The organism is Streptosporangium sp. CA-135522 (genome assembly GCF_050949235.1).
In the GTDB taxonomy this organism is placed as follows: domain Bacteria; phylum Actinomycetota; class Actinomycetes; order Streptosporangiales; family Streptosporangiaceae; genus Streptosporangium.
Genome location: NZ_CP192026.1, coordinates 8,327,305 through 8,351,328, shown reverse-complemented (window position 1 = coordinate 8,351,328; position 24,024 = coordinate 8,327,305). Strand labels below are relative to the sequence as shown.

The 24,024-nt window shown below is 69.0% G+C and carries 23 protein-coding genes; 17 read left to right on the top strand and 6 right to left on the bottom strand.

Annotated features, from left to right (window positions below; all coding sequences use genetic code 11):
• The 3 genes from ACQPYK_RS39345 to ACQPYK_RS39335 form a co-directional block, all read right to left on the bottom strand.
• Entirely contained in the window at positions 1-378 is a 378-nt protein-coding gene (locus tag ACQPYK_RS39345; RefSeq protein ID WP_433243156.1) for a roadblock/LC7 domain-containing protein, read from the bottom strand.
• Positions 379-531: 153 nt separating this feature from the next.
• Positions 532-1,743, bottom strand: a complete 1,212-nt coding sequence (locus ACQPYK_RS39340; protein WP_433243153.1) for a DUF4032 domain-containing protein — start codon at positions 1,741-1,743, stop codon at positions 532-534.
• A 2-nt stretch (positions 1,744-1,745) separates the two neighbouring features.
• On the bottom strand, positions 1,746-2,393 hold the full coding sequence (locus tag ACQPYK_RS39335) for a class II aldolase/adducin family protein (RefSeq protein WP_433243150.1): 648 nt from the start codon (positions 2,391-2,393) through the stop codon (positions 1,746-1,748).
• Between the two features lie 333 nt (positions 2,394-2,726).
• Here ACQPYK_RS39335 and ngcE point away from each other — a divergent pair, with 333 nt between their 5' ends.
• The 6 genes from ngcE to ACQPYK_RS39305 all read left to right on the top strand — a co-directional run bounded on the left by ngcE (position 2,727) and on the right by ACQPYK_RS39305 (position 7,967).
• Positions 2,727-4,184 (top strand): N-acetylglucosamine/diacetylchitobiose ABC transporter substrate-binding protein, encoded by a 1,458-nt coding sequence (gene ngcE / locus ACQPYK_RS39330; RefSeq protein WP_433243147.1) that lies wholly within the window; start codon positions 2,727-2,729, stop codon positions 4,182-4,184.
• A gap of 6 nt (positions 4,185-4,190) precedes the next feature.
• Positions 4,191-5,102, top strand: coding sequence for a carbohydrate ABC transporter permease (locus tag ACQPYK_RS39325; protein WP_433243144.1), 912 nt, complete (start codon positions 4,191-4,193; stop codon positions 5,100-5,102).
• Positions 5,102-6,007: a carbohydrate ABC transporter permease gene (locus tag ACQPYK_RS39320; protein ID WP_433243141.1), complete on the top strand. Its 906-nt coding sequence runs from the start codon at positions 5,102-5,104 to the stop codon at positions 6,005-6,007. The genes ACQPYK_RS39325 and ACQPYK_RS39320 overlap by 1 nt, the downstream gene beginning before the upstream one ends.
• Before the next feature lie 137 nt (positions 6,008-6,144).
• On the top strand, positions 6,145-6,747 hold the full coding sequence (locus tag ACQPYK_RS39315; protein WP_433243138.1) for a hypothetical protein: 603 nt from the start codon (positions 6,145-6,147) through the stop codon (positions 6,745-6,747).
• Entirely contained in the window at positions 6,734-7,024 is a 291-nt protein-coding gene (locus tag ACQPYK_RS39310; protein ID WP_433243135.1) for a 4a-hydroxytetrahydrobiopterin dehydratase, read from the top strand. The genes ACQPYK_RS39315 and ACQPYK_RS39310 overlap by 14 nt, the downstream gene beginning before the upstream one ends.
• Positions 7,025-7,403: 379 nt before the next feature.
• Positions 7,404-7,967, top strand: coding sequence for a superoxide dismutase family protein (locus ACQPYK_RS39305; RefSeq protein WP_433243132.1), 564 nt, complete (start codon positions 7,404-7,406; stop codon positions 7,965-7,967).
• Positions 7,968-8,142: 175 nt separating this feature from the next.
• Here the strand turns inward: ACQPYK_RS39305 and ACQPYK_RS39300 are convergent, their stop codons facing one another.
• The gene (locus ACQPYK_RS39300; RefSeq protein ID WP_433243129.1) at positions 8,143-8,826 is read right to left on the bottom strand and encodes a GntR family transcriptional regulator; all 684 of its coding nucleotides are present in this window, start codon (positions 8,824-8,826) and stop codon (positions 8,143-8,145) included.
• Positions 8,827-8,936: 110 nt separating this feature from the next.
• Between ACQPYK_RS39300 and ACQPYK_RS39295 the strand changes: the two genes are divergently transcribed.
• The 11 genes from ACQPYK_RS39295 to ACQPYK_RS39245 are packed head-to-tail and all read left to right on the top strand — an operon-like array spanning position 8,937 to position 21,296.
• Positions 8,937-10,955, top strand: coding sequence for a beta-galactosidase (locus ACQPYK_RS39295; protein WP_433243126.1), 2,019 nt, complete (start codon positions 8,937-8,939; stop codon positions 10,953-10,955).
• On the top strand, positions 10,952-12,283 hold the full coding sequence (gene gcvPA, locus ACQPYK_RS39290; protein ID WP_433243123.1) for an aminomethyl-transferring glycine dehydrogenase subunit GcvPA: 1,332 nt from the start codon (positions 10,952-10,954) through the stop codon (positions 12,281-12,283). Before ACQPYK_RS39295 ends, gcvPA begins: the two co-directional genes overlap by 4 nt.
• The gene (gcvPB, locus tag ACQPYK_RS39285) at positions 12,280-13,839 is read left to right on the top strand and encodes an aminomethyl-transferring glycine dehydrogenase subunit GcvPB (RefSeq protein WP_433243120.1); all 1,560 of its coding nucleotides are present in this window, start codon (positions 12,280-12,282) and stop codon (positions 13,837-13,839) included. The genes gcvPA and gcvPB overlap by 4 nt, the downstream gene beginning before the upstream one ends.
• A complete protein-coding gene (locus ACQPYK_RS39280; protein WP_433243117.1) occupies positions 13,836-15,107 on the top strand; it encodes an ATP-NAD kinase family protein in 1,272 nt (423 codons plus the stop codon). The genes gcvPB and ACQPYK_RS39280 overlap by 4 nt, the downstream gene beginning before the upstream one ends.
• Positions 15,104-15,859: an SDR family NAD(P)-dependent oxidoreductase gene (locus tag ACQPYK_RS39275; protein ID WP_433243114.1), complete on the top strand. Its 756-nt coding sequence runs from the start codon at positions 15,104-15,106 to the stop codon at positions 15,857-15,859. Before ACQPYK_RS39280 ends, ACQPYK_RS39275 begins: the two co-directional genes overlap by 4 nt.
• Before the next feature lie 39 nt (positions 15,860-15,898).
• A complete protein-coding gene (locus ACQPYK_RS39270; protein WP_433243111.1) occupies positions 15,899-17,197 on the top strand; it encodes an ABC transporter substrate-binding protein in 1,299 nt (432 codons plus the stop codon).
• A 4-nt stretch (positions 17,198-17,201) separates the two neighbouring features.
• Entirely contained in the window at positions 17,202-18,140 is a 939-nt protein-coding gene (locus ACQPYK_RS39265) for a carbohydrate ABC transporter permease (protein ID WP_433243108.1), read from the top strand.
• 12 nt (positions 18,141-18,152) lie between these two features.
• Entirely contained in the window at positions 18,153-19,013 is an 861-nt protein-coding gene (locus tag ACQPYK_RS39260) for a carbohydrate ABC transporter permease (protein ID WP_433243105.1), read from the top strand.
• 2 nt (positions 19,014-19,015) lie between these two features.
• Complete coding sequence (locus ACQPYK_RS39255; RefSeq protein WP_433243102.1) at positions 19,016-20,722, top strand: amylo-alpha-1,6-glucosidase; 1,707 nt, start codon at positions 19,016-19,018, stop codon at positions 20,720-20,722.
• A gap of 36 nt (positions 20,723-20,758) precedes the next feature.
• Positions 20,759-20,989: a DUF6290 family protein gene (locus ACQPYK_RS39250; RefSeq protein ID WP_433243099.1), complete on the top strand. Its 231-nt coding sequence runs from the start codon at positions 20,759-20,761 to the stop codon at positions 20,987-20,989.
• Positions 20,979-21,296, top strand: a complete 318-nt coding sequence (locus ACQPYK_RS39245; RefSeq protein WP_433243096.1) for a type II toxin-antitoxin system PemK/MazF family toxin — start codon at positions 20,979-20,981, stop codon at positions 21,294-21,296. The genes ACQPYK_RS39250 and ACQPYK_RS39245 overlap by 11 nt, the downstream gene beginning before the upstream one ends.
• A 37-nt stretch (positions 21,297-21,333) precedes the next feature.
• Here ACQPYK_RS39245 and ACQPYK_RS39240 read toward each other — a convergent pair whose 3' ends face one another.
• Together ACQPYK_RS39240 and ACQPYK_RS39235 are read right to left on the bottom strand one after the other, a co-directional pair.
• Entirely contained in the window at positions 21,334-22,320 is a 987-nt protein-coding gene (locus ACQPYK_RS39240; RefSeq protein ID WP_433243093.1) for a pirin family protein, read from the bottom strand.
• 249 nt (positions 22,321-22,569) lie between these two features.
• A complete protein-coding gene (locus tag ACQPYK_RS39235; RefSeq protein ID WP_433243090.1) occupies positions 22,570-23,946 on the bottom strand; it encodes a serine hydrolase in 1,377 nt (458 codons plus the stop codon).
• Positions 23,947-24,024: the final 78 nt, after the last annotated feature.

Below are 24,024 nucleotides of genomic sequence, written 5' to 3'. Positions count from 1 at the left end.
TCACGTCGTTATCAGCCGGCCGGAAAGCGCCTGAAGGCGATGGCGGGCCAGAGCGAGGTTGGAACGATCTCGATCGAGCCGGACATAAATCACTAATGGGCCATCGAAGACCGTTTCTAGCGGTCTTAATAAATGATGCCCGTTATCTGTAGTTATGATCATGTCGTTGATTCGGACCGTTCCGCCGGGGGAGGTCGCTGCGAGCCCGTCCAGGGTCGCCCGCAGCGTCTCGCTCAACCCCGCGGCCGACTTCTCGACGTCGGCCAGGTGGTCGCCGCCGACCGCCACGGCCATCCCGCTGGTCTGATCGATCAGGATCGCGTCCAGCGCGCCGGGGATGGCCATGACCTCGGTCAGGCAGTCTTCGATTCCGAGCACGGGATCTCCCTCACCGCCGACTTCACAACGTCGCCCGGTCAGCGTAGGGATATCGCCGGAGAACCAAGTGTCCCGATTGAAAGTGATACGGGTGGAGATGGAGGATTCATCACCCGGGTATAAGGATCTCTACTCCGGAGAGTAAATCGCCGGTCAATCCCCGGTAATGAGTGCCTGTTCGTCCGGCTTGTAAATAAGAACATTCTTCACATAAGACTCCACGGCGGCGGGAAGCCCGACGTCGTTGCCGGCCGACTCGGACATGAACCAGCGGTGGTCGAGGACCTCGTGGAAGAGCTGGGCCGGCTCCAGCTTGTGCCGCAGTTCCTGGGGAACGGCCTCCACCGTCGGGTGGAAGACCTCCACCAGCCAGCGGTGGGCCACGATCGCCTCCTCCTCGTGACGCAGGCCGTACGACACGCGGAAGGAGTCGAGGTCGTTGAGCAGCCGCCTGGCCTGGTTCTCCTCCACGTCCAGGCCGGTGAGCCTGAGCAGCCTGCGCTGATGGTGGCCGGCGTCGACGACCTTGGGACGGACGATCAGCCGCCCGGTGCCCGCCTTGCGGCGGACCATCATCTCGGCGACGTCGAAGCCGAGGGAGTTCAGCCGGCGGATCCGCTGGTCGATCATGTGCCAGTCCACCTCCTCGATGATCTCGTCGGAGGTGAGCTCACCCCACAGCCGGTGGTAGCGGCCGCAGATCGAGTCGGCGACCTCCTCGGGATCGATGGAGGGGTGCAGCAGGCCGCCGGCCTCCAGGTCGAGCATCTCGCCGAAGATGTTGGTGTGCGCGACCTCGATGTCGTACAGCCGCTGGCCCTCACTGATCATGGGGTGGAGTTCCCCGGTCTCGGCGTCCACCAGATAGGCGGCGAAGGAGCCCGCGTCCCGGCGGAACAGGATGTTCGACAGTGAGCAGTCGCCCCAGTAGAAACCGCTCAGGTGCAACCGGACCAGCAGCACGGCCAGCGCGTCGAGCAGCCGGTTGAGCGTCTCGGGCCGGATCGTCCCCGACATGACCGCCCGGTAGGGCAGGGAGAACTGCAGGTGCCGGGTGATCAGCGCGGAGTCGAGCGGCTCCCCGTCCGCGTCGGTCCGCCCGGTGACCACGGCCACCGGCTCCACCGACGGGGTGTCCAGCCGGTTGAGGTCCCACAGCAGGCGATATTCCCGCTTGGCGTAGTACTCGCTGATCTCTTTGATCGCGTAGACCTTGCCGGAGAGCCGGGCGAAGCGGACCACATGCCGGGAGATGCCGCGTGGAAGCGAGACCAGGTGATGCTCCGGCCACTGCTCCAGCGGGACGTCCCAGGGCAGGCGGATCAGGTCCGGGTCGCCGGGGGCGCCGGTGAGCTGCAGGGGCATGGTCAGTCCTCACGACGGGGGAACAGGGGCGGGTTGAAGGCGCGATGGACCACCGCGGAGAGCTGCTCGTCGGTGAGCACCCGGGGCTCTGCGACGGCCTTGGCCCGCACGTAGACCTCGCAGAGCCACTCCAGCAGCCGGGTCGCCTCGAACGCCCGGTGCAGGTCGCCGCCGACGGTGACCCCGCCGTGGTTGGCCAGCAGCGCGGCCTGCCTGTCCTTGAGGGCGGCCCTGACGCCGGCCGCCAGCTCCGGGGTGCCGAAGGTGGCGTACTCGGCGACCCGCACCGTTCCGCCGAGCAGCAGCGCGTTGTAGTGGATCGGCGGCAGCTCGGTCATGGTCGTGGCGACCACGGTGCCGAAGGTGGAGTGGGTGTGCACGACCGCCCCGGCGTCGGTGGTCGTGTAGACCGCCAGGTGCATGGGCGTCTCGGAGGACGGTTGCGACTCGCCCTCGACCAGGTATCCCTCGACGTCGATCACCGGGCACGCCTCGGGTTCCAGCCGGTCGAGGGGGACGCCCGTGGGTGTCACGGCGATCAGGTCGCCGGCGCGGACGCTCAGATTTCCAGCGGTGCCGACGACCAGTCCGGTCTCGGCGGCCCTGCGGCCGTATTCACACAGCAGACGACGCTGCTCCGCCAGCAACATGCCGGTAAAAGTAGGGGCTTGCGGTGGTGTGCGGCAAACCATCATTATCTGGTCTAGACCGGTTACCCCTCATTCGACCGCTGAAAGGCCTGGATCTTTTACTCTCTTAGAAGTCGCGAGTCAACGGTCTTGCAGGGGTTATGAGGTACTGTGTGCCGATCTGTCAGGGGAGCATGCTCCTTTCGCGTTTACTTGCTACCGGAAATGTCGCGGGTACATCACGGGTCGGTCTAGACCGGCTGCGACCCCTTGACGGTGAACTTTGGGGATACGTACCTTCGGGCAAACGTTTAGGAAACTTTCCTAACTGATCTCCCGCTCAGGAGGGTTGCGATGTCCAACTCGGCCGGTACGCCCGGAGATATCACCCGACGGCAGATGCTTCGCCGGATCGGCCTGACCGCTCTGGTCGCCGGCCCCGGCGTCGGACTGCTCAGCGCCTGCGCCACCGGCGGCGGCTCCTCTCCCGCGGCCACCACCTCGGCCGCGCCGTCGTCGGGCGGCGCGGTCTCGGCGGCCAACCCCTTCGGCGTCGCCGCCGATGCTCCGCTCGAGGTCGTCATCTTCAAGGGCGGTCTCGGCGACAGCTACGCGACCGAGGTCCACGAGCCGCTGTACAAGAAGGCCTTCCCCAAGGCCACGGTCAAGCACGTCGCCACCCAGCAGATCGCGCAGACCCTGCAGCCGCGCTTCGCCGGCGGCGACGTCCCGGACCTGATCGCCAACTCGGGCACCGACCTCATGGACAACGGCGCCCTACAGCAGGAGGGCCAGCTCCTGGAGCTCACCGAGCTGTGGGACGCCCCCTCCATCGACGACCCGAACAAGAAGGTGCGCGACCTGGTCGCGCCGGGCACCGTGGAGTCGGGTCTCATCGCCGGCAAGCCGTACCTGATGAACTACGTCTTCTCGGCCTACGGCCTCTGGTACGACTCCGCCCTGTTCGAGAAGAACAGCTGGACCCCGCCGAAGACCTTCGAGGAGTTCAAGGCCTTCTGCGAGAAGGCCAAGGCCGCCGGGGTCGTCCCGTTCGCGTACGCGGGCAAGAACGCCTCCTACTACGCCTACTGGATGATCCTCATCTCCGCCGCCAAGATCGAGGGCAACCAGCTCCTGATCGACATCGACAACCTCGCCGACGGGGTCTGGAAGCGCGACTCGGTCAAGCAGTCCGCCGCCGCCTGGGCCGAGATCGGCAAATACATGGACAAGTCCTTCGAGGGCCTGATCCACACCGATGTGCAGACCCGGCAGAACCAGGGCAAGATCGCCCTCTATCCCTCGGGCTCCTGGCTGGAGAACGAGCAGAAGAGTCAGACTCCCAAGGAGTTCAAGTACGCGCTGACGCCCACCCCCAGCGTCACCGCGGCCGACAAGATGCCGTTCGAGGCCATCCGCGCCGCCGCCGGCGAGGCCTACATCGTCCCCGCCAAGGCCAAGAACCCCAAGGGCGGCCTGGAGTACCTGCGCATCATGCTCTCCAAGGAGGGCGCGCGCGGCTTCACCGAGAAGTCCGGCAACATCACCGTCGTGACCGGTGCCGCCGACGGCCTGGACCTGACGCCGGGTAACGCGAGCCTCAGCGCCGCGCAGACCGCGGCCGGCTCGAACATCGTCACCTTCAGCAGCTTCGAGAACTGGTACAAGGAGCTTGAGACCGAGCTGCGCAAGCAGACCAACGCGCTGATGTTCGGCCGCATCTCCGCCGACGAGTTCTGCGAGAAGATGCAGAAGGCCGCCGACAAGACCAAGTCCGACTCGTCCATCACCAAGCAGAACCGGACGGTGTAGGTCCCGATGCGGCATGGCAGGTATCCGTTCATCATCGGCTTTCTCGCCGCGCCGGTGCTCCTCTACGTCGTCTTCGTGATCAGCCCGTACGTCCAGGCTTTCTACATCGCGCTGACCAACTGGAAGGGCATCTCGGCCAATCCTCAGTTCATCGGTCTGGAGAACTTCTCCCGGCTGCTGGACGACGAGGTCTTCTGGGCAGCGGTGCGTCACCACGGTGTCCTGTTACTTGTCATGCCGCTGGTCACCATCGTGATCGCGTTGTTCTTCTCCTTCCTGCTCAACCTGGGCGGCGGGCAGAAGGGCGGCAGGATGTCCGGGATCGGGGGCTCGAAGGTCTATCGCGTGATCTTCTTCCTGCCCCAGGTCCTGGCCGTGGCCATCGTCGGCGTGCTCTTTCAGACGATCTACCGCCCGGACGAGTCCGGCGTGATCAACGGCCTGCTCGGCAAGATCGGGATCGAGCCGGTCGGCTGGCTGATCGAGCCCAACCTCGCCCTGTGGGCGATCATGGGCGTGGTGGTCTGGCAGGCCGTCGGCTTCTACGTGGTCCTGTTCTCGGCGGGCATGTCCTCCATCCCCAGTGACGTGTTCGAGGCCGCCGCGCTGGACGGCGCGGGCCGCTTCATGCTGTTCTTCAAGATCACTCTCCCGTTGCTGTGGGACACCATGCAGGTCGCCTGGGTCTACCTGGGCATCGCCGCCTTCGACTGCTTCGCCCTGGTCCAGGTGCTCTCGGTCGACCGCGGCGGACCCGACAACTCCACGACGGTGCTCCCTCTGGAGATCTGGCGGACGGCGTTCAACTTCTCCAAGTTCGGCTACGCGTCGGCGATGGGCGTGGCTCTGTTCTTCATGACCATCACGTTCGCGGCGCTCACCCTGCGCGTGACCCGGCGCGAGAGGATCGAGTTCTGATGGCTACGGACACGGCGTACAAGCCGGCCACCCGGTCGGGCGCCTCGCACGGCAGGCCGAGGAAGCGCAAGAGCCCGCTGGGCGTCTTCGGCTCCCTGTCCCACATCGCGCTGCTGGTCTGGGCGATCCTGATCATCGGCCCGATCCTGTGGACGTTCCTGGCCTCCTTCAAGACCAACGCCGAGATTTTCGGTGATCCCATCACGCTGCCGTCCTCGCTCGGCTGGGACTCCTGGGGCCGAGCGTGGGAGAAGGCCCACATCGGCCAGTACATGCTGAACACCGTCTTCGTGGTGGTGTGCAGCACGGCCGCGACCATGCTGCTGGGCTCGATGGCCGCCTACGTGCTGGCGCGCTACTCCTTCCCCGGCAACCGGGCGATCTACTTCCTGTTCGTTTCGGGCATGACCTTTCCGGTCTTCCTCGCCCTGGTCCCGCTGTTCTTCGTGGTGAAGAATCTCGGCCTGATCGACACCCACCTCGGTGTGATCCTGGTCTACACCGCCTACTCGCTGCCGTTCACCGTCTTCTTCCTTTCGGCGTTCTTCAAGACGCTGCCCACGTCGGTGGCCGAGGCGGCGATGATGGACGGCTGCTCCCACACCCGGACGTTCTTCCGGATCATGGTGCCGATGGCCAAGCCCGGCCTGATCAGCATCACGATCTTCAACATCCTGGGCCAGTGGAACCAGTACCTCCTGCCGATCGTGCTGCTGTCCGGCAACGTCGAGGACAAGTGGCTGATCACTCAGGGCATCGCGAACATCTCCACCAATGCGGGCTACGAGGCCGACTGGCCGGGCCTGTTCGCCGCGCTGAGCATGTCCATCATCCCGGTGATGATCGTTTACATCATCTTCCAGCGCCAGATCCAGTCGGGTCTCACCTCCGGCGCCGTCAAGTAGGCGCCGTCAAGTAGGCGCCGTCAAGTAAGCGCTGTCAGGACGGTGGTCAGATAAATCATGTTCGGCCGGTAATCCCACGAGGGGCTTCGGGAGTCGTTCTTAGTCGGAACGAACCCACCTCTCCGGGAGACCCATCCATGACCGACCTGGAACCGGCCTTCCCCTTCCCGTTCTTCGGGGCGGGGGAGGCCGGCTACTACATGTGGGCCGAAGTGCATGTGCGTTTCGGTCGCGAGCCCACGAGCTCACAGCGTGAGGTCATCGTGGACACCGTTCCGCCGCCGCTGCGGGGAGCGGTCGACTGGTGTGACGGGCGTCAGCTCATGGTGGCCAGCGGTCTGTTCCTGCACGGCGCGGTGGTCCGCGCCTATCCCGCTCGGGAAGGGGAGACCGACCGGGTCGGCGAGGACGGCTGGCTCTACGCCGCGCCCTCCCGGATCTCGGCCCTCAACGCCGGCATCGAGGCGTGGCTGCGCCGGATCCACCTGGAGTGCCCGATCCTGGCCGCCTACCGTGCCGAAGACCTCGACGGTGGCGGCACCCGGCTGTCCCCGTGGCACGACTGGAGCCTCACCCGGCTGCCCGACTTCATGCCGGAGTTGGAGCGGCTCCTCGACCGGAGCGGCCACGCCACGGTCATGGCCCGGGGTGTCATGGCCATGGCCCGGCGGGCCGGCAGGCTGCCCCGGCTTGGCGCGTTCGCCGCGGACATGATGTCCTGGACCGATGGACTTGCTTGATGACTCCGCGGTGGAGCAGAGACTGACCGGCGTGCCCGAGTGGCGGCGCGAAGGCGACGAGATCCGCCGGACGATCAAAGCCCCCGACTTCCCGGCCGCGATCCGCATCGTCGACGAGATCGCCGTCGAGGCCGAGAAGCTCAACCATCACCCTGACATCGACATCCGGTGGCGCACCCTCCACCTGGTCCTGTCCACCCATGACGCCGGCGGGCTGACCGAGATGGACTTCACCCTCGCCGCCCGCATCGACGCCATCGCCGCGTCCCACGCCTGAGAGCCGCGGAGCCGCACGGCCACAGGGCCGCACGGCCACAGGGCCACAGGGCCGCACGGCGGCATGGCCGTAGAGACGCACGGCCACAGGGCCGCACGGCCACAGGGCCACAGGGCCGCACGGCGGCATGGCCGTAGAGACGCACAGCCACAGGGCCGCACAGCGGTATGGCCACAGAACCGCATGACCACAGAACCGCATGACCACAGGGCCTCCCGGCTCGCGGGCCGTTTCGGACGCGGTCGTCGGGAGGCGCGAACCGGGGACACGTCGGGCGGACACGGCGAATACGCGATGTGATCGCCCGATTACTCGTTAGAGTGATCCCATCTCGCCGTATCTCGCGGTGTCCGGTCGTGTCTGGTCAAGGAGATGTTGGATGCGCGCTTTCGTGGCTCTCGTCGCCGTCGGTCTGCTGAGTGTGGCCTGTGGCGGGCAGCAGGCCGCGGCGCCCCCTCCGGCCGGGCAGGCCGCGAGCCCCGCCGGAATCCGGCTGGCCGGGGGCGGCACGCTCACCCCGCCGCTGCCCAAGGCCTCGGCGATCGCCTACAACCTCAAGCTGGCGCCCCCCGGCGCCTCGGCGCGGGTCGAAGCCGAGTCGGGGGCGGTTCTCGCCACCTCCACGCTCACGGTCGAGGGCCTGCTGCCCAACCGGACCTACGGTGCGCACCTGCACGTCAATCCCTGCGGAATCGAGCCTGAGGACGCGGGCTCGCACTACCAGCACGCCCATGCCCACGCCAGCGCCGACAACGAGGTGTGGCTCGACTTCACCACCGACGCCGAGGGGTCCGCCACCGCCACCGCCAAGCAGGACTGGGCCTTCGTCCCCGGGCGGGTGCCGCACTCCCTGGTGATCCACGCCAAGCGGACCAGGAAGGCCGGCGCCAAGGCGGGCACCGCGGGTCCGCGCGTCGCCTGCGTCACTTTGGCCGAGCATTAGGCCCCGGCCCGATCCGAGGGAGGCCCTGTCCGCTTTCCTTGGCCGATCCGCTTTCCTTACACTGTCCGCTTGCCTTGGCCGGCCCGCTCTGCGCGGCCTGCCTGCCTTGGCCGGCCCGCTCTGTGCGGCCTGCCTGCCTGGGCCGCCCGGCCCGTCCGGCGTGGAGCCGCTGCCGTCACCCTCGCCGCGCGCTCGCGCGGCCCGCGGCCTGCGCTTCCTCTGACGGGATGCGCGCCATCATGCGCTCCATGCCGTTGACCCAGTTGTCCCGAAGGGCCGCCGCCGCGCCCTTCCGGTCACCGGCGATCAGGCACTCGGCCACCCGGCAGTGCTCCTCGGCGGCCCGCTCCATCGGGGTGCTCTCCCCTGTCATCAGGTGGGCGTAGCGGCGCATGCCCGCCTTGACGCTGGTGATCAGATCGAGCAGCCGTTCGTTGGTGCAGCCGCTGAGCAGCAGGTCGTGCCACTCGTCGTCGTGGCGCTCGATGTCCTGCCGTTCGGCGATGTTGTCCGAGAAGTCCTGGGCGAGCCTGAGCAGTTCCGGAGCGATCTCCTCCAGGTAGGCCGGGTTGGAGTTTTCCAGGGCGAGTGCCTCCAGTGCCGCCACGATGGCGCACAGCTCGCGAAACTCCTTGCGGCTGACCGGCGCGAACCGAAACCCCCGGCCCTGGTTGCTCTCCAGCACGCCTTCGCCCGCGAGTGTGATCAGGGCCTCGCGCAGCGGGGTGCGGCTGACGCCGAGTTCGCCGGCGAGGGCGGCCTCGTTGATGTCGGTACCGGCCGCGAAGTCCCCTCGGTCGAGTCGGAGCATGAGCTCCTCGCGGATCTGTTCGCGGAGGGGGCGCCGCTCGATCGCCATGGCACTCCTTGGGTTGATCTTGCGTCAAGCTTACCCACTTGACGTGATGCAAAATACTGCACTATGAATTCTGCATACAAAATATTACATGTCATAGATCGGAGTTACGGGTGGGCTTGACCAGGATTTCCGGACTGCTGTTTGGTGGTGACTACAACCCCGAGCAGTGGCCGGAGCACGTCTGGGACGAGGACGTCAGGCTGATGTCCGAAGCCGGGGTGAACATGGCCACCGTCGCGGTCTTCTCCTGGTCCCGTCTCGAACCGCGTCCTGGGGAGTACGACTTCGGCTGGCTGGACCGGATCCTCGACCTGCTCCACGAGCACGGCGTGGCCGCCGACCTGGCCACCGCCACCGCGACCCCGCCGCCCTGGCTGGTACGCGAGCACCCCGACGTGCTCCCGGTGGACGCCGCGGGCACGCGCCTGGACTTCGGCTCCCGGCAGAGCTACTGCCCCAGCTCGCCGATCTTCCGCGACGCCACGGTACGGCTGGCGCGGATGATGGCCGAGCGCTACGCCGGCCACCCGGCGCTGGCCATGTGGCACATCGGCAACGAGTACGCCGACCACACGCTCGAATGCTTCTGCGAGGAGTCCGCCCGGCACTTCCGGCGCTGGCTCCAGGCACGTCATGGATCGATCCAAGGTCTGAACGCCGCCTGGGGCACCTCCTGCTGGGGCCAGCACTACACCGCGTTCGATCAGGTCAATCCGCCGCGCAAGGCTCCGGGACCGGTCAACCCCGCCCAGGTCCTCGACTGGCGCCGCTTCAGCTCCGACGCGCTGCTGGAATGCTTCGAGCTGGAGAAGGCCGTGCTCCGCGAGGTCACCCCGGACATTCCGGTGACCACCAACTTCATGAGTATCCTGCACGGCCTGGACTACTGGAAATGGGCCGAGGCCGAGGACATCGTCAGCGACGACGCCTACCCCGACCCCGCCGACCCCGCCTCGCACGTGGCGATCGCGCTCAGCTACGACCTGATGCGGTCGCTGAAGCGGCGGCCGTGGATCCTGCTGGAGCAGGCGTCGAGCGCGGTGAGCTGGCGTGAGGTCAACGCCCCCAAGCCGCCGGGGATGATGCGCCTGCACAGCCTCCAGGCCCTGGCCCACGGGGCCGACGGCGCGATGTTCTTCCAGTGGCGGCAGGCCAAGTACGGTCCGGAGAAGTTCCACTCCGCGCTGCTGCCGCACGGCGGCACCGCCTCGCGCGGCTGGCAGGACACGCTGCGGCTCGGCGCCGACCTCGGGCGCCTGGCCGAGATCGCCGGGTCCGAGACGCACGCCGACGTGGCGCTGCTGCTCGACTGGGACAGCTGGTGGGGCCTGGAGGCCCCGGAGTCGATGCCCTCCAACCGGCTCAAGCTCAAGCAGCTGCTGCAGTCCTGGTACGAGCCCATGCACGCCCGCGGCGTCGCGGTGGACCTCGTCCCGGCGGGCCGCGACCTGTCCGGCTACCGAGTGGTGATCGCCCCCAACCTCTACATGTGCACCGAGGAGCAGGCCGCGCACCTGGCCGCCTTCGACGGGCACCTCGTCGTCGGCCCGTTCAGCGGCGTCGTCGACCGGGCCGACCAGATCCACGACGGCGGCGCCCCCGGCCCGCTGCGGGAGCTGCTCGGCCTGACGGTGGACGAGTTCTGGCCGCTCCCCGACGATCACACCCAGCGGGTACGGCTCGCGCCGGAGTCCGGGGCCGGCGAGGCGCCGGCCGTACCGGCACGGACCTGGGCCGAGTGGCTGTGCGTCGAGGACGCCGAGGTGCTCGCCCGCTACGAGGGCGGAGACCTGGACGGCCAGGCGGCGATCACCCGGCGGGGGAACGTGACCTACCTGAGCTGCCTGCTCGACGACGTGACCCCGGTCCTGTCCGAGGTCCTGGCGGCCGCGGGCGTCCGGCCGGTGGCCGACGTGCCCGAGGGCGTGGAGGCCACCCGCCGGGGCCGCTACCTCTTCCTGCTCAACCACGCGACGGCCCCCGCGACGGTACGCCTGCGTGAGCCGGGGACCGACCTGCTCACCGGCCGTGACCTGCACGGCCTGATCGAGATCGCACCCCGCGACGCCGTGGTGCTCCGCACCGCGGCCGCGCCGACCGAAGCCGAGCCAACCGAAGGAGAACGGTGACCCACCCCTACATCCCGAACGCCGAACCCGGCGTCCGGGCCGAGATGCTCGCCGCCATCGGCGCCGCGAGCGTCGAGGAGTTCTACGCCGCCATCCCGGCCGGCCTGCGCCTCGACCGGCCGCTGAACCTGCCCGAGCCGATGGCCTCCGAGCAGGAGCTGGTCGCGCACATGCGCGGCCTGCTGGGACGCAACACCGACACCACCGAGGCGCTCAGCTTCCTCGGCCACGGCTGCTACCCGCACCACGTCCCGGCCGTCTGCGACGAGGTCAACGGGCGCGGCGAGTTCCTCACCGCCTACGCGGGCGAGCCGTACGAGGACCACGGCCGCTTCCAGGCGATGTTCGAGTACGTCAGCATGATGGCCGAGCTGTTGGAGATGGACGTCGTCAACGTCCCGACCTACGACGGCTTCCAGGCGGCCGGCACCGCCATCCGGATGGCGGCCCGCTACACCGGCCGCTCGAAGGTGCTGCTCAGCGGGGCCGTCGGTGCGGACAAGATGAGCAAGCTCCGCGACTTCCTCGACCACGACGTCGAGCTCGTCATCGCCCCGGTCGGGGCGGACGGCGAGATCGGCGAGGTGGTGATCGACGAGACCTTCGCCGCGATCTACCTGGAGACCCCGAACGTCTACGGCGTGGTGGAGACCCGGGGCCGCGAGCTCGCCGACCTCGCGCACGCCGTCGGCGCGCTGCTGGTCGTCTCGACCGACCCGATCTCGCTGGGCGTGCTGGCCCCGCCCGCCGCCTACGGCGCGGACATCGTCTGCGGTGACATCCAGTCGCTCGGCATGCATCAGAGCTACGGCGGCGGCCACGCCGGATACATCGCCACCCGCGACGAGGAGCGCCTGGTCGCGGAGTTCCCCTCGCGGCTGTTCGGCATCGCGCCCACCGCGGTCCCCGGCGAGTACGGCTTCGGCGACGTCTTCTACGACCGGACCTCCTTCGCCCTGCGCGAGGAGGGCAAGGAATGGGTGGGCACCGCCGCCGCCCTGTGGGGCATCACGGCCGGGGTCTACCTCGCGCTGATGGGCCCGGAGGGCATGCGCGAGCTCGGCGAGACGGTCCTGGCCCGCACCCGCTACGCGATGGACCGGCTCTCCGACGCCGGAGCCCGGGTGCTGCACCCCGACGCCGTCCACTTCCGCGAGTTCGCGATCGAGGTACCCTCCGCGGACGGGCTCCTCGCCGCGCTGCGCGCGGACGGGATCTTCGGCGGCGTCCGGCTGGACGACCGCACGCTGCTGGTCTGCGTGACCGAGCGGCACTCCAAGAACGACATCGACCGGCTCGCGGCAGCCGTGAAGGAAGGGCTCTCATGAGTGGGCACGCGGGAGAGTCGTTCGCCGAGCTGCCGGTGGCTCCCAAGCCGCCGCTGCGCCGGTTCCACCAGGCCCGCTGGGACGAGCCGATCATCTTCGAGCAGTCGCGCGCCGGCCGCCGGGGCATCGCCGTACCGGCCGCGGGGGTGCCCGCGGTGGAGCTTCCCGATTCGGTACGGCGAGCCGAACCGCCCAAGCTGCCGGAGATGTCGCAGCTGCACGTGCTGCGGCACTACGTCCGGCTGTCGCAGGAGAACCTGGGCGTCGACCAGGCCATCGCGGTCGGCCAGGGCACCTGCACGATGAAGTACAGCCCCAAGGTCAACGACCGCTTCGTCAACGACCCCAAGGTGGCCGAGCTCCACCCGCTCCAGCCCGACGACACCGTGCAGGGCGTGCTGGAGATCTACTGGCGAATGGAGCGGATGCTCGCCGAGATCTCCGGCATGCGCCGGGTCACGCTCCAGCCCGCCTCCGGGTCGGCCGCGATCTACGCCAACATCGCGATGATCCGCGCCTACCACGCCTCGCGCGGCGAGGCGGAGCAGCGCGACCAGGTCATCACCACGATGTTCTCCCATCCGTCCAACGCGGCCTGCGCCAAGGTCGCCGGGTACGAGATCATCACGCTGATGCCGGACGAGAACGGCTATCCGGACATCGAGGCGCTGCGCGCCGCCGCCGGTCCCCGCACCGCGGCCCTGATGATCACCAACCCCGAGGACACCGGCATCTTCAACCCGCGCATCGCGGAGTTCGTCGAGATCGTCCACGAGGCCGGCGGTCTGGCCTGCTACGACCAGGCAAACGCCAACGGCATGCTGGGCATCACCCGCGCCGCCGACGCCGGGTTCGACCTGTGCCACTTCAACCTGCACAAGACCTTCTCCACCCCGCACTCGTGCGGTGGTCCGGCGGCCGGCGCGTGCGGCGTCTCCGAGGCGCTCGCGCCCTTCCTGCCCGGCCCGACAGTGGAGTTCGACGGGACGCGCTACCACCTCGACGCCGACCGCCCGCAGTCGGTCGGCAAGATGCGCCCGTTCCTGGGCGTCACCCCGAACGTGGTCCGCGCCTACGCCTGGATCATGGCGCTGGGCGCCGAGGGCCTGCGCGAGGTCGCCGAGACCGCGGTGCTCAACAACAACTACCTGATGCACAAGGTCCTGCAGATCAAGGGAGCCTCGGCCCCCTGGGGTCGCAATCGCCTGGAGCAGGTCCGCTACTCCTGGCAGGAGCTGTTCGAGGAGACGGGCGTGCACTCGGAGGAGATCGGCGTCCGCGCCGCCGACTTCGGCGTGCACTACTGGACCAGCCACCACCCCTACCTGGTCCCCGAGCCCTTCACCCTGGAGCCGACGGAGTCGTACTCCCAGGAGGACCTCGACGAGTACGCCGCGATCCTCGCCCACGTCGCCGACGAGGCCCGCCGCGACCCCGAGCACGTCAAGGGCGCCCCCTACAACCAGACGATCCACAAGATCGACCCGACGTCGCTGGACGATCCCAAAAAGTGGTCTCCCACCTGGCGCTCCTACACCCGCAAGCACCTGTCGTGACCGCCGACCGGCCGGCGTCCCGCGCCGCCTCCCGAACCCGGCCGCCCGCGCTCGCGGACGGCGCGGTCCTCACGGTCGGGCTGATCGTCAACCCGGTCGCGGGGATCGGCGGTCCGGCCGGTCTCAAGGGCAGCGACGGCATCGACGTGCAGCGCGAGGCGCTTGCCAGGGGAGCGTCCCCGAGGGCGGGCGAGCGGGCGACGCAGGCCGTACGAGCCCTGCTGGCCCGCCGCCCGGAGGTCAGGATCCTGACCGTCGCCGGCCCGATGGGCGAGGACAGCGCGCGGGCCGCCGGTGCCCATCCGGAGCTCCTGCGGCTCGTCCCCGCCGGAGCCTCGCCGGACCTTCCGCGGACCGGCGCCGCCCTCGCCTCGCCGGAGCCCGTGCCGCCCGCCCCCGCGGGCCCGTCGTCGGCGGCGGACACGACGGCGGCCGTCGCGGCCATGCGCGGGGTCGACCTGTTGCTGTTCGCCGGTGGGGACGGCACCGCGCGGGACGTGCTGGACGGTTCGCCGTCCTGCCCGGTGCTGGGCATCCCGGCGGGAGTGAAGGTCTACTCCGGATGCTTCGCGGTCAGCCCCGCCACGGCGGGGGTCATGGCGGCGGAGTTCGGCGGGGACACCGCCGGAGCCACCGTCGACGCCGAGGTGGTGGACCTCGACGAGGAGGCCTACCGACGAGGCCGGGTCAGCCCGCGGCTCTACGGCACCCTCCGCGTGCCCGCCGCCAGGGCGCGGCTGTCGGGCCGCAAGACCGGATCGTCGTCGGCCGCCCCCGGTTCGGCCGAGGGCATCGCCCGGGAGGTCGTGGCGCGGATGCGCCCCGGCGTCCGCTACGTCCTCGGCCCCGGCGCCACCACCATGGCCGTCGGCCGGCGGCTCGGCCTGGCCACCACGCTGCTCGGCGTGGACGTGGTCCAGGACGGCGAGCTGGTCGCCGCGGACGTGGCCGACAGCGAGCTCCTCGACTTCGTGCGGGGGCGTGAGACCCACGCCGTCGTCTCGGTGATCGGGGGGCAGGGGTTCGTGCTCGGGCGGGGAAACCAGCAGATCAGCCCCGCCGTACTGAAAATGATCATGACCTCCGGAGGGCTGATCGTCCTGGCCACCCAGCAGAAGCTCGCCGGGCTCGGCGGGCGGGCGCTGCTGGCCGACACCGGAGACCCGGAGACGGACGCGCTGGTCAGCGGGCACGTCTCCGTCATCACCGGATATCGCGAGAGCGCGATGTACCGGATATGTTCTGCGATTGAGGAGTTCGTTGCATGACCACCCTGACTGACAAGGTCGCCATCGTCACCGGTGGCGCCTCCGGCATCGGCCGGGCCACCGCACTGCTGTTCGCCCGCCAGGGCGCGGCCGTCGTGGTCGCCGACCTCGACGGGTCCGGCGCCGCGAAGGTGGTCGAGGAGATCGAGGCCGAGGGCGGCCGGGCCGTGGCGGTCAGGGCGGACGTGGCCTCCGAGGACGACTGCGCACGTACGGTCGGCACCGCGCTGGAGACCTTCGGCGGGCTGCACGTGCTGTTCAACAACGCCGGGATCATCCGCCGGACCACCGCCCTGGACATCACCGCCGAGGAGTGGGACCGGGTCATGGCGGTCAACGTCCGCTCGGTCTTCCTCATGTGCAAGCACGCGATCCCCGCCATGACCGACGGTGGCTCGATCGTGAACACCGGCTCCGGCTGGGGCCTCAAGGGCGGCGGCAACGCCCTGTCCTACTGCGCCTCCAAGGCGGCCGTGGTCAACATGACCCGGGCCCTGGCGATCGACCACGCCAAGGCCGGTATCCGCGTCAACTCGGTCAACCCGGGCGACACCGACACCCCGATGCTCCGCGAGGAGGCCCGCCAGCTCTCGGAGGACTGGGCCGCCTTCGCCGCCGACGCCGCCGACCGTCCGATGGGCCGCTCCGGCACTCCGGACGAGATCGCCCAGGCCGTCCTTTTCCTGGCGAGTGACGCCGCCAGCTACGTCACCGGAGCGGCCCTGGTCGTCGACGGTGGCGGACTCGCATAACCCACCCCCCAAAGAAATCCCATCCCCAGGAGGCACACCGTGTCTTTCCCCATTTCCAAAAAGGCCATGGCCGTAGCGGCTCTGGCACTGCTCACCACCGCCGCCTGCAGCGGGAGCGGTGGCTCGACCGCCGGTGGTCCGTCCGCCGGCGGGAAGGTCACCATCCGGTGGTCGACCTGGGGCTCGGCCGAGGACGTCGCGCTCTACAAGGGCTTCAACGACGACTTCATGAAGCGCCACCCGAACATCGTGCTGAAGATGGAGACGGTCCCCAAGTACGAGGACTACCACCCCAAGCTCCTGACCCAGCTCACCTCCAAGACCGCGCCCGACGTCTTCTTCGTCGGTGACGACAACGTCGGCAAGTTCGTCGCCGCCGGGGTGCTCACCCCGCTCAACGACAAGCTCGCCGGCCCGGACAGCAAGAGCAAGCCCGAGGACTTCTTCGACGGCATCTACGGCGGGGCCAAGAAGGACGGCCAGATCTACGGCGTCCCGAACGACACCAGCCCCGAGGTGCTCTGGTACGGCAAGAAGGCGCTCAAGGACGCCGGGATCACCGAGGACCCGGCCGAGCTGAACGCGGCCGGCAAGTGGACCATGGCCAAGTACCTTGAGATGAACGCCAAGCTGAAGGCGGCGGGCAAGGCCGGTTCGATCTTCTGGAACTGGTACGGCTCGACCTACAGCGTCATCGGCGGCTTCGGCGGCAAGGTGTGGGACGGCGGCAAGTTCGTCGCCACCACCGACCCCAAGTCGCGCAAGGCCCTGGAGACCCTGGCCAAGGGCTACGCCGACAAGACCTTCCTGTCGGCCGACGTGCTGCCCGCCAGCAACAACGCCAGCACCCAGCTCCTCAAGGGCACCGCGGGCTTCTACGCCGGCGGCCGGTGGATGATCGACTCCCTCAAGAAGGGCGGAGACCTGCCCAACTACGACATCGTGCCGTTCCCGTCGGAGACCGGCCAGCCGATGCCCGGCGCGGTCGCGGTCTCCTACCTGGCGATGAACAAGGACACCAAGAACGTCAAGGAGGCCTTCACCTTCCTGACGGAGTTCGTCAGCAAGGAGGGCCAGCTCGTGCGCCTCAAGGGCGGCGGCGCGGTCCCCTCGATCAAGGGCGCCGAGCAGATCGTGCTGGAGGGCAACTACCCGGCGCACGCCCAGACGTTCCTGGACGTCCGTGACACCGGCTTCGCGAACTACCCCGAGGAGGTCGGCGTGCCCGGTCTCACCAAGGACATCAATGACGAGCTGATGAAGGTCTGGACCGGCAAGGTCCCCTTCGAGCAGGGCATGACCGAGCTCCAGTCCCTCGTCGACGGCAAGATCGGTTAGCGGCGTGGGCGTCGTCACCTCGGCGCGCCCCGCCGCGAAACCCCGCTCCGCACGCGCGAAGACGCGCGTGCGGAGCCGGGACGGCTGGTGGGCCGCGCTCTTCCTCGCCCCGCAGGTTCTCGGCCTGCTCGCCTTCCTGGTCTTCCCGCTCGGGTTCGCGGTCGCGCTCGCGTTCATGAAGTGGGACGGGCTCGGTGAGATGTCCTGGGTCGGCTTCGACAACTTCGCCGCCCAGCTCTCCGACCCCGACTTCGGCACGGCCGTCTGGAACACCGTCAAGCTCGCCTTCCTGACCGTCCCGGTGGGCCTGGCGCTCGCGCTGCTCATCGCGGTCGCGCTGAACCACGTCAGGGGCAAGACGTTCTACCGGGTCGTCTACTTCCTGCCGGTGGTGACCAGCTCCGTCGCGGTGGCCGTGATGTGGCAGATCATCCTGGCCAGCGGTGACTACGGCGTGCTCAACAGGACCGTCTACGACTGGTTCGGGATCACGCTGCCCAACTGGCTGGAGGACCCGAACTGGATCGTCGTGGCCATCGCGATCGTGACCATCTGGTCCTCGCTCGGCCTCAACGTGGTGATCTTCCTGGCCGGGCTGCAGACCATCCCGCCGTCGCTGACGGAGGCCGCCCGCATCGACGGCGCGGGCCCGGTCCGGATCTTCCGGTCGGTGACGCTGCCCATGGTCTCCCCGACCATCTTCTTCTCCACCGTGGTCGCGGTGATCAGCTCGCTCCAGGCGTTCGACCAGATCTACGTGCTGGTCAACCCCGACCACAACGACGGCGCCCGCACGATCGTCTACCAGGTCTACGACCTGGGTTTCCAGAAGTTCGAGTTCGGCATGAGCAGCGCCGCCGCGCTGATCCTGCTGGCGCTGACGCTGCTCGTCACCCTCGTCCAGTTCGGAGTGCAGAAGCGCTTCGTTCACTACGACTCCTAAGGGGAGGCGTCGATGGCTGTGATCCCCGGACCCTCCGGCGTTCCCGTCTCCCGTCGGCTGGGCAGGGTCGCCCTGCACGCCGTCCTCATCGCCGGCGGGCTGGCGATGCTGTTCCCGTTCGTCTGGATGCTGCTGACGTCGTTCAAGGGCACGCGGCAGATGCTCAACGCGCCGCTCGACTGGCTGCCCAACCCCTGGCGGGCGCAGAACTATCCCGACGCGTTCGGCGCGCTGCCCTTCGCCCAGGCCTACTGGAACAGCTTCTACATCGCGGTGCTCAACGTGATCCTCACCCTGAGCACCTCCGCGATGGCCGCCTACGCCTTCGCCCGGATCCGTTTTCGCGGCTCCGGGCTGTTGTTCGGCCTGTTCCTGGCGACCCAGATGGTGCCATCCCAGGTGACCATCGTCCCGCTCTACCTGATGCTGTCGAAACTGGGCTGGATCGACTCCCACCTGGCGCTGATCGTGCCCGGCTTCGTCAACCCCTTCGCGGTCTTCCTGCTGCGGCAGTTCATCCGGGCGGTCCCGATCGAGCTGGAGGAGGCCGCCCGCCTCGACGGCGCCAACCGCTGGACGATCTTCTGGCGGGTCGTGCTGCCCAACGTCAGGCCCGGCATGGGCGCGCTCGGCATCATGGTCTTCCTGGCGAGCTGGAACAGCTTCCTCCTGCCGCTGATCTTCCTCAACTCGCCGGAGCTGGCCACCGTGCCGCTGCTGGTCAGCCAGTTCGCCGGGCAGCACGGCGCCACCGAATACGGTCTCACCCTCGCCGCCTCGGCCATCTCGGTCATCCCGATGATGATCGCCTTCCTGATCGGCCAGCGGCGCATTCTCAACAGCATGGCCATGTCCGGCCTGGGAGGACGCTGACAATGCTGGACCTTCGCGAGCGGCCCTTCACCGACCGCGGCTCCCGGCTGCTGGTGATGGCCGCCGCCGACGGCTCACTCTGGATCGCCCGCGCCGAGTACGAGACCCGGCTGTCGGAGACGACCGTGCTCACCGGCCTGCGGGTGTTCTCCGGCGACCGCGAGCTGCCCGTACGGCAGGCGCGCGCCGACCGGATCTCCTTCGAGGAGGACGTGGATCTGGTCTTCGCCGACGCCGAGACGCTGGTGCTGACCGGTTCGGGGGCGCGTGCGGTCTGGAACGGCGGCGCCGGAGTGATCGACGGGACGTTCGTGCTGGTGGGGGAGGTGCGCCCGTACGACGGCGCGGAGCTGCGGGAGGCCGCCGCGCGCCGCTGGCGGGAGTGGTTCGACCGGATGCCGGCCGTCCCGGCGCAGCTGCGGGAGCGGGCCGAGCAGGCGTGGTGGACGCTCGGCGTGAACCTGCTGCCGATCGCGTTCGCGGGGGGCCGGGAGGGAGTCGTCCCCTCCAAGTTCGGCTATGTCGGCATCTGGAACTGGGATGCCTATTTCCACACCATCGCCCTGCGTCACGCCGATCCCGAGCTGGCCCGTGACCAGATCCGCATTCTCCTGGACCATCAGCGTCCCGACGGTCTCATCCCCGACGTCGTCCACGACCTCGGCGTCCTCGCCGAGACCACCGACCTGCCCCGTTCCGACCACGCCCGCCTGGCCCAGCACGTCGGCCAGGCGGGAGGGGCGGCGGAAAAGGCCCCGGGACACGGAGCGGAACCCGGCGGGGCGAACGGTGCGGGTCCCGGACGTCCCGGCGAACCCGGTGACGGGCCTGACGGGTACGGCGGGCCGATCGGCGGCATCGTCCCGGTGACCAAGCCCCCGCTCACCGCCTGGGCCGTCTGGAAGATCCACGAGGTGGCCCCGGACCTGGGCTTCCTCGCGGAGGTCTATGAGCCGATCACCCGCTCGCACGAGTGGTGGCTGACCGTCTCCGACCCTGACGGTGACGGACTCGCCGAGTATCTTCACCCTTACTCCTCGGGCCTGGACGACAGTCCGATCTGGGATCACGGCCCGCGTGCCGAACCCCCGGACCTCAACTCCTACCTGGCCCTGCAGGCCGACCGGCTGGGCGACATCGCCGAGGCGCTGGGCCGTACCGAGGAGGCGCTGACCTGGCGGAAACAGGCGGCCGAGCACGTCGAGCTGCTGGTGGCCAGGCGCTGGAACGGCAACCGCTTCGTGACCCTGTCGAAGACCGATCCCCGTACGGCGGCGCCCGGCACCGCCGTACGGCCGGCCGAGGTGGAGGTCGCCACCCGGACCCCGCTGGAGCTGATGCCGCTGCTCACCGGCCGTCTCCCCGAGGAGATCGCCGGGCGGCTGGTCGCCGATCTGCTCTCTGCGAGTTTCTGGGCCGAACGCCCGGTGCCCACGGTGGCCTTCGACGACCCGGCCTTCGACCCCGACGCCATGTGGCGCGGCCCGGTCTGGCTCAACGTCAACTACCTGTTGATCGAAGGCCTGCATCGCTCGGGTTTCACCGAGGTGGCCGGCGAGCTGACCCGGCGAACCCTCTCCATGGTGAACGCCGGTGGCGGCCTGTACGAATACTGGAACCCGCTCACCGGCGCCCGGGCGGCGCGGGCGACCAGCGGGTTCGGCTGGTCGTCCGCGCTCTTCCTGGACCTGGCCGCGCGTCAGGCGTGACCGGCCGCGTAAGACAGTTCGTGTTACATTGCCGATATGACGACGGTGACGGTGCGTCTCGACGAGAAGACGCGCAAGGAGCTTGAGCAGGTCGCCGAGGAGATGGGCGAGTCGATCTCGGAGGTCGTCCGCAAGGCCATCCACCTCGCCTGGTTCACCACCATGCAGGAGCGGATGCGGAAGGAGTCGGCCGAGATCGCCAACGACCCCGCCGAGCGGGAAGAGGCCGAGCGGATCAGGGAGTGGGCCCGCTACCTTGCTTCGTAAGGGGTCCATCTTCCATGTGACTCTTCCCGCCCGTTCCGACCACACTCAACAGGGGCGGCGGTACGCCGTCGTGGTGACCGCCACGAGTTTCATCGGGTCGGTCGTGACGGTCGCGCCCACGTCCACCTCCGCCCGGGCGAGCTTGACTCGTCCGGAGGCGGAGATCGACGGCCGCAAATGCCGGATCCTGCTTGAGCAGATGCTGGCGGTGGACATCGCCAAGCTCACGCAGTGGGTCGGAATCCTGGAGGACGACGAGCTGGACGCGCTGGACGACGCGCTGAGGCTCTACCACGGACTCCTGTGATCTTCGCTCGCCCGATCTTCCCGTAGCCGGCCGCGCGTCAGGCGTGACCGGCCGGGATGCTGCCGAGGCGGCCGGCCTGGTAGTCCTCGAACGCCTTGACCAGCTCCTCCTGGGTGTTCATCACGAACGGGCCGTAGTGCGCGACCGGCTCGCCGATCGGGCGGCCGCCGAGCACGATGACCTCCAGGTTGGGGCTGCGGCTCTCCTGGGTCCCGGCGGCCGAGACGGTGATCGTCTCGCCGTCGGTGCCCAGACCCGGCAGGGTGCCGAAGCCGTCGAAGACCGCGAGCTGCCCCGATTCGACGGGCTGCCTGTCGATGCCGACCGAACCCCGTCCGGAGAGGACGTAGGCGAGCGCGTTGAAGTCCTTGCGCCAGGGCAGCGTCAGGTAGGAGCCGGGGCTGAGGGAGGCGTGCAGCAGGGTGATCGGCGTCCTCGTGCTGCCGGGACCGGTGAAGCCGGCGACCTCGCCCGCGATCAGGCGCACCAGTGCCCCGCCGTCGTGGCTGCTGAGCAGGACGACGTTGGACCTGCCGATGTCCTGATACTTGGGCGCGACCATCTTCTGGCTGCCCGGCAGGTTGACCCAGAGCTGGATGCCGTGGAACAGGCCGCCCTTCTGGACCAGCCACTCCGGGGGAGCCTCCTTGTGCAGGATGCCCCCACCCGCGGTCATCCACTGCGTGTCTCCGTCGGAGATCGTGCCGCCGCCGCCGTGGGAGTCGGCATGGTCCATCACGCCGTCGATCATGTAGGTGACGGTCTCGAAGCCCCGGTGCGGATGCCACGGGGTGCCCTTGGGCTCACCCGGCGCGTAGTCCACCTCGCCCATCTGGTCCATCATGATGAACGGGTCGAGGTACTGGGGCTTGATCGTCGCCAGGGCCTTGCGCACGGGGAAGCCCTCGCCCTCGAACCCGCTGGGTGCGGTCGTCACCGTCAGCACCTGGCGTTCGCGCACCGCGTCGAGCGGCTGCGGCAGGCGGGGCAGGGTCAACGGGTTCTCTACGGTCACGGCTGGCATATCGGGCTCCTTCCTGCGGGATTCGCCGGTATCAACTCAGTTGATTGTTCAACTATTCCGCCGTGGCCGTAAGCGGCCACAAGTTGACGAGGCCGTGCCCGTGCCCGTGCGCACGGCCGCGACCGTGCCCGTGCGCACGGCCGCGACCGTGCCTGTACCCGTGTGGTGCCCGTGCCCGTGCGCGCGGCCGTGGCGTCGAGCACGCCACGGCCGCGGAGCCCGCCGGGTGTCACCTCGGAGTCGCTCCGGTCACCCCTTCTCGACCAGGGCGAACGCGCCCCGGCTCAGCGAGATGAGCTCGGGGGCGGCCTTGCTCTCGTCGAGGGCCGTCCGGGGGTCGTTGGTCAGCGTGGTGACGAAGTAGGTCTTCCCGCCGGCCTTCGGGGTGGTGCGGGCGAGGTAGCCCAGGTCCAGCACGCCGAGCTCGGAGCCGCCCTTGAACCAGACCGCCGACCACTTCTTCGGGTCGAGGCCGAGGCCGCCGTCGTTGGCCGACATCGCCTCGGCCAGCGGCCTGGAGCTCAGCTTGGCCAGGCCCGCGTAGGCGCGGCAGACGTCGCGCGGGGAGCCGAACCACTCCACTGTGTGGATCTCGCGGGGCTTGTCCCAGTATTTGATGTCCGACAGCGACTGCTTGGCCACCGTCCTGTTCAGATAGGAGAGTTTCCCCGCCGGGTTGAGCGCGAGGTATGCCCTGGCCTGCTCGGGATGGTTCACGCCCTTGAGCAGGAACAGCTCGCGCGTGGTGAGGAAGGGGATGTTCGCCTTGGCGTGGCCGGACCACTGGCGCACCTTGGCCTCCACGGCCTTTCGCCCGACCGTGTGGATGAGGATGTCGGCGGCGGTGTTGTCGCTGATCGAGATCATCAGCTTCGCGGCCTCGCGGACCGTGGTGGTGCTGTTGTCGGGGCGGTCGATCAGTCCTCCCTCGCCCAGGCTCTTCCACTCGGGCTTGATCGTGAGCTTGGTGTCCCAGCTCAGCTTGCCGTCGCGGATCTTCTGGGCCACCGCGCCCAGCACGTAGACCTTGAAGATCGAGCCCAGCGGGCGCGGCGTGTCCACCGCCGTGGCGTGGATGACCTTGCACCGGCCGCCGGGACCGATCTCGGCGGCCAGGAAGCCGGTCTCGGGGGCGACCTTGCGCAGCCGGTCGTCGAGCTGGGCCCAGCTCCCGGGAGCCGGAGGGATGGGTGCCTCCTCGGGGACCGCGCCCAGCGATGCGACCTTCCCGTCCCCGTCCACCGAGATCGTCAGGACGAACTTCTGCCCGGCCGCCGTCACCAGGCCGACCAGCAACTCGGGCTTGACGGTGGTCAGCTTCTCCAGCGCGACCCCTTTGCTCCTGTCGAGGAAGGCGTTGAAGTCGTCGGCGGGGATCGCCTTGAGGAACTCCGCGCTGAGGTGTTCCCGGAGCTCGCTCTCGGCGATCGGCGCCCTGGACACGGCGTCGAGGAACCAGCTCAGCTGGCGGCCGGCCGGGCTGTCGGGGATCGCCGGGGCGACGGCGACCGTGGCGGCCGCCGATGCGGCCGCCGCCTGCCCGCCGACGGCGAGCACCGTCACGGGGACGGCCGCGGTCAGCAGGGCGAGGGCCAGGACACGCGTCTGTCGGAACGGAAGTCGCACGGAGAGCTCCTTGTCGGGATCGGGAAGGCGTCACCGCCCCCTGCGATGGCCTTGATCACAAGCTAGGCAGGGGCGGCT

Bases quoted from the DNA above. Each gene is read 5' to 3' on its own strand.
- ACQPYK_RS39340 (WP_433243153.1), bottom strand. From the start codon at position 1,743: ATGCCCCTGCAGCTCACCGGCGCCCCCGGCGACCCGGACCTGATCCGC.
- ACQPYK_RS39335 (WP_433243150.1), bottom strand. From the start codon at position 2,393: ATGTTGCTGGCGGAGCAGCGTCGTCTGCTGTGTGAATACGGCCGCAGG.
- ngcE (WP_433243147.1), top strand. From the start codon at position 2,727: ATGTCCAACTCGGCCGGTACGCCCGGAGATATCACCCGACGGCAGATG.
- ACQPYK_RS39325 (WP_433243144.1), top strand. From the start codon at position 4,191: ATGCGGCATGGCAGGTATCCGTTCATCATCGGCTTTCTCGCCGCGCCG.
- ACQPYK_RS39320 (WP_433243141.1), top strand. From the start codon at position 5,102: ATGGCTACGGACACGGCGTACAAGCCGGCCACCCGGTCGGGCGCCTCG.
- ACQPYK_RS39315 (WP_433243138.1), top strand. From the start codon at position 6,145: ATGACCGACCTGGAACCGGCCTTCCCCTTCCCGTTCTTCGGGGCGGGG.
- ACQPYK_RS39310 (WP_433243135.1), top strand. From the start codon at position 6,734: ATGGACTTGCTTGATGACTCCGCGGTGGAGCAGAGACTGACCGGCGTG.
- ACQPYK_RS39305 (WP_433243132.1), top strand. From the start codon at position 7,404: ATGCGCGCTTTCGTGGCTCTCGTCGCCGTCGGTCTGCTGAGTGTGGCC.
- ACQPYK_RS39300 (WP_433243129.1), bottom strand. From the start codon at position 8,826: ATGGCGATCGAGCGGCGCCCCCTCCGCGAACAGATCCGCGAGGAGCTC.
- gcvPB (WP_433243120.1), top strand. From the start codon at position 12,280: ATGAGTGGGCACGCGGGAGAGTCGTTCGCCGAGCTGCCGGTGGCTCCC.
- ACQPYK_RS39275 (WP_433243114.1), top strand. From the start codon at position 15,104: ATGACCACCCTGACTGACAAGGTCGCCATCGTCACCGGTGGCGCCTCC.
- ACQPYK_RS39260 (WP_433243105.1), top strand. From the start codon at position 18,153: ATGGCTGTGATCCCCGGACCCTCCGGCGTTCCCGTCTCCCGTCGGCTG.
- ACQPYK_RS39255 (WP_433243102.1), top strand. From the start codon at position 19,016: ATGCTGGACCTTCGCGAGCGGCCCTTCACCGACCGCGGCTCCCGGCTG.
- ACQPYK_RS39250 (WP_433243099.1), top strand. From the start codon at position 20,759: ATGACGACGGTGACGGTGCGTCTCGACGAGAAGACGCGCAAGGAGCTT.
- ACQPYK_RS39240 (WP_433243093.1), bottom strand. From the start codon at position 22,320: ATGCCAGCCGTGACCGTAGAGAACCCGTTGACCCTGCCCCGCCTGCCG.